Here is a 9018-nt window from a genome sequence, read left to right as displayed (position 1 = left end):
GCAGCAGATGCGCATTGAGCTGTTTCTTGTTGAGCCAGCCGGTGCCATAAATACGCGACAATTGCGGATTGCGCTGATCGCCGCGCCAATAGGCACCCGACACTCGCATCAGCTTGAACGCTTTCGGGTCGAGCTTGCCGGTCGAGGCCAGATGCGGCCCGCGGCACATGTCCATCCAGTCATCACCGGACCAGTAAACCGTGATCTCGTCGCCTTCGGGAAGCTCGGCGGCCCATTCGGCCTTGAACGTCTCGCCATCCTTCTGCCAGCGGGCGATCAGATCGTCGCGCTCCCAGACTTCCCGGCGGAGCGGCTTGTCGGCGGCGATGATCCGCTGCATTTCTGCTTCGATTCTGGGCAGGTCTTCGTCGGTAAACGGATCGCCAGCGGGAGCAAAGTCATAATAGAAGCCGTCGTCGGTCGACGGACCAAAGGTGATCTGCGTGCCGGGGAAGATGTTCTGCACCGCTTCGGCCAGCACATGGGCATAGTCATGGCGCGCCAGTTCCAGCGCATCTTCTTCGTCGCGCGATGTGACCAAGGCGAGCTCGGTATCTTGCACCAGCGGCCGCATGATATCGCGCAGCTCGCCGTCGATCTTTGCGGCCAGTGCGGCTTTGGCAAGGCCAGGCCCGATGTCGGCGGCAATCTGTGCGGGAGTAGTGCCCGATGCCACTTCACGCGTGCTGCCGTCGGGAAGGGTGATTTTGATCATCTCGGTCATGGGCTCGGGTCATCTCAAAGTTTGTCAAAGTTAGGGCCAGAGAAGGCTGCGAAACCAGCCTGCATCAGGTTGGCTTTGACTTAGTCTTTTGGGGTTTCAAGTCAACCAAATCAGATGGTGGCCGCTGGCATTCAGGGATGCCAGGCTGTTGGAGATGACCATCGAACAATTTTCCGGCAATATTGAAGGGGTGAATAATTGTGGTGCGTCGGGATTAAAGTTGATTTAGGCTCCGCCAATGTCTGAACCTGCGACCACGTGGCTTATCGATGGTGACAGCGCCCTGAAACGCCGGGTGCGGATTGAGGTATTTGGCAAGACCTTTTCGCTTTATGAACAGCAATGGCGGAGCGAGGCCTATTTTTTCGGCGATCTGGTATATCGCGGCAAGGAAGGCGAGTTCCATGTGTTCGGGCTTGAGGATGGAATCAAAGGCCGGCCCAAATGGAAGCTCGGGATCAAGGGCGACATTCCGGCCGAACTGTCCACCCTGCTTCCTCAGCCCAAACCGCCGCTGATATCCAATATCGGCATGCTGATCATTGCCTTTCTTTGTCTGGGCATCGTCTATTTTGCGGCTACCTGACGAGTGGTGTAATCGCCGGTGCACCTGCGCAGGCAGGTGTCCATCTCCTGAACAATGTTCCAACGACAGAGGTGATTGAGATACTGAGTTCGCGTCAACGTGCCTTCTCATCAATCGTTTTTGAAGTATAGGGCGGGAGATGGACCCCCGCCTTCGCGGGGGCACAATTGGGTGACTATATGGAAGACGATATCCTTTACCTAGACCGTCCCGGCGGCGGGACGCTGGCCTATTGCTACACGCCGCCCAAGCCGGGCGTCAAAGGCACAACCATGGTGTTTCTGCCCGGCTATATGTCGGACATGGAAGGCAGCAAGGCACTGGCGCTCGACGCATGGGCGAAGCAGCAGGGCCGGGCCATGCTCCGGCTCGACTATGCCGGGTGCGGGGCCAGTGGCGGAGAATTTGAGCAGCAAGGCCTGATCGACTGGCGCGAGGATGTGCTGTTCCTGATCGACAAGGTGACTTCGGGGTCGATCACCCTGATCGGTTCGTCGATGGGCGGCTGGCTGATGCTGCTGGTCGCGCTGTCGCGTCCGATGCGGATAAAAAATCTGGTGGGCATTGCTGCGGCACCGGACTTTACCGACTGGGGCTTCACCCAGGAACAGAAATTGACCATTTTGCGGGACGGCAAGCTGGAGGAAACAAGCGAATATTCTGACGATCCCTATGTCACCACCCAGATATTCTGGCAGTCGGGCGAAACCAGCCGCCTGCTGCACAAGGAAATTGCCTTTGATGGGGCGGTGCGTTTGCTGCACGGGCAAAAGGACAGTGATGTGCCATGGGAATATAGTCTCGAGACGGCCAGGAAAATCCGTTCAGATGATGTGCAGGTCCATCTGGTAAAGGACGGCGATCACCGCCTGTCCCGGGATCAGGATATTGCCTTGCTGATTGATGTGGTTTCGCGACTGGGATGATCTCTGGCCTCATTGACTCCAGCCTGAAACGGACATTTCATCCATGATTTCGTCATTACTCCTTCCCCTGTTGATGCAGTCGGCGACCCCTTTTGGTTCTCCGATCGATCCCGTGCTCCGTCCATCAAAGGCCAGGCCCGAGGCATCCGTCAAAGCCCCGTCACCCCAACCAAAAACGCCGAGTGATATCCGGTTTGATCAATGCGTTGACCAGGCGGCGGACGATCCGGCCAATGGTTTGCTCGCTGCGAATAAATGGCAAATCCAGGGCGGGGGATATCTGGCGCGCAATTGTCTGGGCTTCGCTTATGCGGAACTGGAGAACTGGGCAAAGGCGATTCCGGAATTTGTTCAGGCGGCAGAGGGCGCGCAAGCTGCGAGCGACGAACGCGGTGCAATTTTCTGGTCGCAGGCCGGCAATGCGGCGCTTGCCAGTGGCAATCATGCTGCGGCCCTGAAATATTTTGGGTCTGCGCTGGCGCAGGATACGCTTGACGGTTTGCTGAAAGGCGAAGTGCATCTTGATATGGCGCGCGTATATGTCGCTTTGGATCAATATGATCAGGGGAAGAAAGAATTTGTCCTTGTTCACGAACTGGTCCCGCAGGATCCGCTCGGTTGGCTGCTATCGGCCACATTGGCACGCCGGATGGGCGATCTCGTACAAGCCAAAACGGACATCGCGGCGGCGGCAAAGCTTGCCATTTCCGATCCAGCCGTCGCGCTCGAAGCCGGGAATATCGCTTATGAAGCAGGCGACCTGGTGAATGCCAAGGGCAATTGGGAGCGAGCGATTAAATTTGGACCCGACAGCCCTGCTGCCAAGGCCGCCACCCGATATCTCGAGCAGCTGGTGACCGGCGTCGAAGATTAGGTCTGTATTGCTAAGTCTTTGTGGAGCTAGATTTGTTTGATATCGGGAAGACGGCTGTCGAAGTATTTTGCTTTATCAACCATGACCCATTTTATATCGTGGTTGTTCCGCCAATATCTCCCAGATGGAAGCGGCGATCGGATTGAGGCAGCAACCAGTTCGCCAAGCTTGAAATGATGATTTCAGCCGCCGGGGTTCGAGATGATGCCCTGTCGACTGGCAGTGGTCCAGTGATCTATCGCCTATATTTTAGCCGCTTGTTCTGGTCGGGCTCAAGAAGATGAATGTCCCATCGCTGTTTTTTTGATCGCTCCGTTTCCAATCGCTGTGCGAGTAAGATATTTTTGCCATCGGTGCGCAAATTGATCATGCCATAGTTGGCGACGCTGCGTTCGATTTTTTCAAGCGCCTTTTGAATTTTTGCTTCCGCATTCGTCTTTGCCAAAGGTGATGCACCGGGGTCCGCCAAAATCGCCTCATTGATCTGCAGCGTATCACGAAGTTCCTTCCTGACAACATTGGGATGCTTGATGATTTCCTTCGAGGATCGTGCCAGTTCGGTGCTGAAGATCAGCGGACGTTCTCCGCGTCCGTGTTTGCCAATCAGGCCCAGCGTGTCCGGTCGTGGATGGCCGTGCGGTTCGTCATCGCCGCTAGAAACTACGGTTGCAATCGGATTGACGGCGCGCATGAATGTTGTTGAAACGTCCGAGCTACCGTGGTGACAGGACTTGGTGACATCGGCTTCAAAATGCGGACGTGCCGCCTCGATCATGTCGATTTCCGCCTCCATATTTTTGGGTGGATGTGACAGTCCGGTATATTTTTCGAGCAGATAATCTTGCGAAGTTTCGTTGAGATCTCCGCCAAGCTGAATTTTCACCTGACCAATTTCGACCTGCAGAATTACGCTGTGACCGTTCTTGGTGATGCCATTGCTGCCGAAACTGGGCAGGGACACTTTGCCGTTCGACAGGGTAGTGGGGAATGGGCCAAGTATTTTAATGGTCATCCCGCGATTATCGGCTGGCGCAAATCCGGGCAGATAGGCAGGATTGGCCGGGTCTTCGCTGGCCAGCAGTCCCGCTATGTCTCCAACCCGGCCACTGGTTTCTGCTGTATGCATCAGGTTCGGATAAAGCCGAGCGCCACGCTTGGCTGAAGAATCCGTGATTTCCTTCAAATTGTCTCGAGTCAGCACGATACCGGTAATATGCTGTTTGGTCACGCCTGCCGGTTTTTCTGTCTTTCCGAGTGAGCTTTTCCCGCTCGTGACCTGTTCGACGATGCAATTGTGAAACAGCTTTTTGATCTTCACCTTGGTGTGCTCGAACAGCGGCTTGAAGCCGTAATAATGGTCCTGGTCAGGATGGGTCACAACCATGTTTTCAAAGGTAAATGTCTTGGCAAATTTGCCAAAGCGCCAGCGCAGAAATCTGTACATATTGTCGGCTTGGCCCGCGTCAATGATCATGGCCTTGTCATCCGGGGTCTGGATATGCGCGCCGTCACCCTGGCCGACGTCGATAAAATTGATTTCCAATATCCGCGTTGGTTGCAGATTTTCTTCTCTTACCCAGCCATTTCTTCCACGGGAGCGAATTTTGACCCAAGATCCCGAAATTTCGTCAATCCGGGCCCAGTCTCCCCAAAGCAACTGGTTAAGCGGCCTTTTCCCTTTTGTTTCAGAGGCAGTTCCTTTCTCCTCCCATTGGACCGCAAATGGATAAGAGATGAAAAATACGTCACCAATATTCATGTCATTTCCTCTCGTCTGAAACGATGAAACCATGACCCGAATTTTTGTCCAGCCTTGCGTGAAGCTGGATCCCTATTGGCGAATTAGAAACCGCAGGACGCTAATGTAACACAAGTCTTGCCTTCGTGAAACCGACTAAGCCTGATTGAATTGCGCAAGGCGTTGGCCGACCAAAAAGGTGTCATCGCTTTGAAAATATGAACGCAAAAAGGGAGTCCGTCAGTCCAGATAAAAATTGACCGTCGTCACAACGCGCACCTTCTTGTATGGCGTATCGGTCACGCCATAGCCGCCGGCATCACCGTCGCGGCTGTCGATGCTGAAATAGCCCTGGGTAGCGGATTTGATCCCGCCGACATCGGTGCCGCTATCTTCGGCAAATTGTTCGGCGGACTTGCGCGCGTCCTTGGTGGCTTCGGCGACCATTTCGGGTTTGATCTCGTCCAGCTTGGTGAATGTGTAGCTCATCCCGGAACCGTCTTCGAGCACAACGCCGCGGCGGACCAGATCGAATTGCCGGGCAACCGCAGCCTGGGCCTTGTCGATATCATCGGTGCGCAGGCTGAGCCGTTGGCGGATGGTATATTGGGGGACGCCGTTGTTGCTATACTGGTTTACATTGGCCCCGGTCGGTTTGAGCGCGTCCGCCTTGAAACCAAGTTCCTTGAAAAACTTGGTAATTGCATCGGTGTCGCGGTCGATATCGATCTGCGCGCTTTGCAGGTCGGTGGATTGCGCGCTGTAGGCGATGGTCCAGGTGGCAAGGTCGGCGGTAACTTCGCGTTCGGCAAGACCCCGCACGGTGACGCTTCGGTCTGCCATTTTGGCACGCAGCAGGCCATCGCCCAACAAATAGCCGCCAATAATCAGGCCGATCGTCAACAGACCGGCGCTCGCCAGCCAGACCTTGTTTTTGCTCTCGATAAATTTCTCGCTCATCGCTCTTTCCCTCCGTTCAAAAGCCGCTTAGGCTGTTTCAAATGACCCGGTTCGGCTTTGCGATAGCTGCGATGAACCGTTTCTGAATAGCGATGAATGGAGATTATCTTTGACTATAAAATATCTGCACACCATGCTCAGGGTCAGTGATCCGGAAGCAACCGTTGCATTTTTCGGGCTTCTCGGTCTGGAAGAAGTCCGTCGCTATGACAGCGAACAGGGCCGCTTCACGCTGATTTTTCTGGCCGGTCCGGGACAGAAGGATGTTGCCGAGGTCGAACTGACCTATAACTGGCCACCGGAAGATGGCAGTTCGCCCGAGCAATATCACGGCGGTCGCAATTTCGGACATCTCGCTTATGCCGTCGATGATATTTATGCGCTGTGCCAGACGCTGATCGATGCGGGTGTTACCATCAACCGGCCACCGCGCGACGGGCATATGGCGTTTGTGCGTTCGCCGGACAATATCTCCGTCGAGCTGCTGCAAAAAGGCGAAAACCTGCCGGTTCAGGAGCCATGGGCGAGCATGGAAAATATCGGCGAGTGGTAAGCCGCTAACGGCCTTTATACCGACGCGCTCCCTGCCGGCTTGGCGGGTTTTTTCACCGAAATATCGATCCAGACAATCTGGTTGCGGCCATTGTGCTTGGCGTCATAGAGACGCCGGTCTGCGGTTGCCATCACGTTGCGCAGAGAGGCGCGTGCGCTGATCGAAGCGACGCCGACCGAAAATGTCACCGTCTCCTGGATTTCCGGAACTTCATGATGCACGGCCCTGATCAATATATCACAAATTTCGGTCAGCGCGTTGGCCGGATAGGCTTTGCGCCTGTCCCTGCTTTCCATCTGCATCAGCAGCGTAAATTCCTCGCCGCCAATACGGGCGGCGAAATGCGGCGTCGCGCTCAGCGTTTTGCCAACCACGCGCAAGACCTGGTCGCCGATCTCGTGGCCATAGCGATCATTGACCCGCTTGAAGAAATCAATGTCGATAATCGCGAGATGGCTGTAGCGATAATCGTGCTGGTTGCTTTCGAACTCGCGCTCGAAGGCACGGCGATTGTGCATCATGGTCAATCCGTCAGTATCGGCGAGCATGGTCAGCTCGACCTGCTCGCGCAATATATGTTCATGCCGTTGCCGCAGGCGTAAAATCCGATTGGCGACACCGAGCGCAAGGATGATGGTTTCCAGCACCAAAGTGAAATAGAGGCCATAGTCCAGGATCGGCCAGCCGATATAGAGATCCATGCCACGCGCTACCCGGTCGAAACTGAACAATATGATTGGGGTCCAGCCCGCTATCTGGAACCAGATCGCCTGGCTCCCCCGGCGCAGTGCGTGGCCCATCGCGTAGAGCACCACGAAAAAGACCGGCAGAAAGGAGGCGTGATAATAGTTGCGCGCGTCCATGCTGTAGCCGCCATCCATCTGCAGGAACGAGGCCGTGACAAATACCGGGAGCATGGCGGTCGCGGTGATCAACACTTGCAGCCAGGAGGCGATCTTGCCCGGTTCGACGAAGCGCAGCAGGAAAAAGCCGCCAGCGCCCACCCCGATTGCCAGCGACCAGTAGTTGAGCAGCATCTTGGTGATCAGGCTGGTTTCGGGGAAAAACAGGAAGATCAGGCCGGAGGAGCTGAACGTATAGCAGACGGTCGCGCCAATCATCACGCTGTGCCAGAGCATGAAATTGTAACGCATCGCGCCAAAGAAGAAGGCGTTGTAGATCAGCGGCATGATCGCCATGCCGCACAGCGCCGCAAACATGATCGACAGCGGCAGCGTCATCTCGTCCCATTTCTGTTTCGAAGCGAGCTGGATCAGCGAGATCGAGCTGGCCACTTTCGGATGGTCGATCGCCAGATAGACCGTCCGGATCCGCTGGCGCAGCTCCGGCTTGTCCGTGCCCGGGACGGGCAGGCCATAAGACCCTTTGGACCGCCAGTGTTTTGCGACGTCCCGCGCCGAGTAGTTGGTCGACAGCAGCGTGCCATCGTCGAGCAGCGCATGCACCTGCATCGTGGTCAGGCCATTATTGTCGCCCTGAACCTCGACCGTTCCGGCGGGCAGCGTGTCGGCGAGAAAGGGAATTTTGACCCAGACCCGGGGCCCTTCGACGGCATATTTATTGTCGGAGCAATCAAAGGCCTTGCCGGACTTCAACAATGCCGAAACCGTGACATCCATGGCGCTGCTTTGCGTGCACAGTTCATCCGACATTGTTACCTCGGCAAGAGCGGGGGAACAGAGGCATAAATATGCCAGAAACGCGACAAACAAGCGCAAATGGCGCCCCCTTCCAAAAATCACTGCTGCAATGTCGTGTTGAATAAAGCCAAACCCCTATTTTACGGTTAAGCATCGACAAGTTTTAATTTGCGGCCTAATTTGCCCGCCATGTTAGAAATCATCCGCATTCCCGTATTGTCAGATAATTATATCTGGCTGGTCCATGAACCCGAATCCAAAGAGACGATGGTCGTCGATCCGGCGGTGGCCGAGCCGGTGCTGGCCGAGGCGGCAAAGCGCGGCTGGACCATCACCCAGATCTGGAACACCCACTGGCACCCCGATCACACCGGCGGCAATGCCGAGATCAAGGCGGCCACCGGCTGCCGGATCACCGGCCCGGAAGCGGAGCGGGAACGGATCCCGACCCTCGACATATTGGTCAAGCAAGGCGACACCGCCAGACTCGGCGAAGTGATTGCCGATGTCATCGACGTGCCGGCCCATACCGCCGGCCATATCGCCTTTCACATCCCGTCGGAACAGGTCGCTTTCGTCGGCGACACCCTGTTCGCCATGGGCTGCGGCCGATTGTTCGAGGGCACCGCCGAACAAATGTATGACAATATGCGCAAGCTCGAGGCGCTGCCGGACGCCACCAAAATCTATTGCGCCCATGAATATACCAAGAGCAACGGCGAATATGCGCTGGTCGCCGAGCCGGATAATCTCGCCCTGCAGCAACGGATGACCGAGGTTCTCGCGATGCGCGCGCGCGGCGAGGCGACGGTGCCGACGACGATCGAACTGGAGCGCGCCACCAATCCGTTCATGCGGGCGGCCTCGGCGGCGGAACTGGGCGCGCGGCGGACAGCGAAGGACAATTTCTGAAGCCCGGCGGTTTCATCCCCGGTTCAGCCGGCTTCCTGTTATATGCATCGCATTTGGAGGACTGGAAACAGGAGACTGATCATG

At 56.0% G+C, this 9018-nt stretch carries 9 protein-coding genes; 5 read left to right on the top strand and 4 right to left on the bottom strand.

Annotated features, from left to right (window positions below):
• Positions 1-724, bottom strand: a 724-nt coding sequence (locus V7665_RS12270; RefSeq protein WP_335664821.1) for a TGS domain-containing protein, incomplete at its 3' end; no start/stop codon positions are given.
• Positions 725-962: 238 nt separating this feature from the next.
• On the opposite strand from V7665_RS12270, the gene V7665_RS12265 reads away from it, so the two are divergent.
• The 3 genes from V7665_RS12265 (at position 963) to V7665_RS12255 (ending at position 3110) form a co-directional block, all read left to right on the top strand.
• Positions 963-1310 carry a hypothetical protein gene (locus tag V7665_RS12265; RefSeq protein ID WP_335664820.1) on the top strand — a complete coding sequence of 116 codons (348 nt, stop codon included), beginning with the start codon at positions 963-965 and terminating at the stop codon, positions 1308-1310.
• A 179-nt stretch (positions 1311-1489) separates the two neighbouring features.
• Complete coding sequence (locus V7665_RS12260) at positions 1490-2236, top strand: alpha/beta hydrolase (protein WP_335664819.1); 747 nt, start codon at positions 1490-1492, stop codon at positions 2234-2236.
• Between the two features lie 43 nt (positions 2237-2279).
• The gene (locus V7665_RS12255; RefSeq protein ID WP_335664818.1) at positions 2280-3110 is read left to right on the top strand and encodes a tetratricopeptide repeat protein; all 831 of its coding nucleotides are present in this window, start codon (positions 2280-2282) and stop codon (positions 3108-3110) included.
• A 235-nt stretch (positions 3111-3345) separates the two neighbouring features.
• Here the strand turns inward: V7665_RS12255 and V7665_RS12250 are convergent, their stop codons facing one another.
• Together V7665_RS12250 and V7665_RS12245 are read right to left on the bottom strand one after the other, a co-directional pair.
• Positions 3346-4653: a ComEC/Rec2 family competence protein gene (locus tag V7665_RS12250; protein WP_335664817.1), complete on the bottom strand. Its 1308-nt coding sequence runs from the start codon at positions 4651-4653 to the stop codon at positions 3346-3348.
• Between the two features lie 435 nt (positions 4654-5088).
• Positions 5089-5808: an SIMPL domain-containing protein gene (locus V7665_RS12245; RefSeq protein ID WP_335664816.1), complete on the bottom strand. Its 720-nt coding sequence runs from the start codon at positions 5806-5808 to the stop codon at positions 5089-5091.
• A 133-nt stretch (positions 5809-5941) separates the two neighbouring features.
• Between V7665_RS12245 and V7665_RS12240 the strand changes: the two genes are divergently transcribed.
• Positions 5942-6361, top strand: coding sequence for a VOC family protein (locus tag V7665_RS12240; RefSeq protein ID WP_335664822.1), 420 nt, complete (start codon positions 5942-5944; stop codon positions 6359-6361).
• Positions 6362-6375: 14 nt separating this feature from the next.
• Here the strand turns inward: V7665_RS12240 and V7665_RS12235 are convergent, their stop codons facing one another.
• Complete coding sequence (locus V7665_RS12235) at positions 6376-8034, bottom strand: sensor domain-containing diguanylate cyclase (RefSeq protein ID WP_335664815.1); 1659 nt, start codon at positions 8032-8034, stop codon at positions 6376-6378.
• 177 nt (positions 8035-8211) lie between these two features.
• On the opposite strand from V7665_RS12235, the gene gloB reads away from it, so the two are divergent.
• The gene (gene gloB / locus V7665_RS12230) at positions 8212-8934 is read left to right on the top strand and encodes a hydroxyacylglutathione hydrolase (protein WP_335664814.1); all 723 of its coding nucleotides are present in this window, start codon (positions 8212-8214) and stop codon (positions 8932-8934) included.
• Positions 8935-9018: the final 84 nt, after the last annotated feature.

It is taken from the genome of Parasphingorhabdus sp. (assembly GCF_036964675.1).
In the GTDB taxonomy this organism is placed as follows: Bacteria; Pseudomonadota; Alphaproteobacteria; order Sphingomonadales; family Sphingomonadaceae; genus Parasphingorhabdus.
This window is presented reverse-complemented; position numbering and strand designations above follow the sequence as displayed.

Excerpts from the sequence above, each read along its gene's own strand:
- V7665_RS12245 (WP_335664816.1), bottom strand. The coding sequence starts at position 5,808 with ATGAGCGAGAAATTTATCGAGAGCAAAAACAAGGTCTGGCTGGCGAGC.
- V7665_RS12255 (WP_335664818.1), top strand. The coding sequence starts at position 2,280 with ATGATTTCGTCATTACTCCTTCCCCTGTTGATGCAGTCGGCGACCCCT.
- V7665_RS12235 (WP_335664815.1), bottom strand. The coding sequence starts at position 8,034 with ATGTCGGATGAACTGTGCACGCAAAGCAGCGCCATGGATGTCACGGTT.
- V7665_RS12265 (WP_335664820.1), top strand. The coding sequence starts at position 963 with ATGTCTGAACCTGCGACCACGTGGCTTATCGATGGTGACAGCGCCCTG.
- V7665_RS12240 (WP_335664822.1), top strand. The coding sequence starts at position 5,942 with ATGCTCAGGGTCAGTGATCCGGAAGCAACCGTTGCATTTTTCGGGCTT.
- V7665_RS12260 (WP_335664819.1), top strand. The coding sequence starts at position 1,490 with ATGGAAGACGATATCCTTTACCTAGACCGTCCCGGCGGCGGGACGCTG.
- gloB (WP_335664814.1), top strand. The coding sequence starts at position 8,212 with ATGTTAGAAATCATCCGCATTCCCGTATTGTCAGATAATTATATCTGG.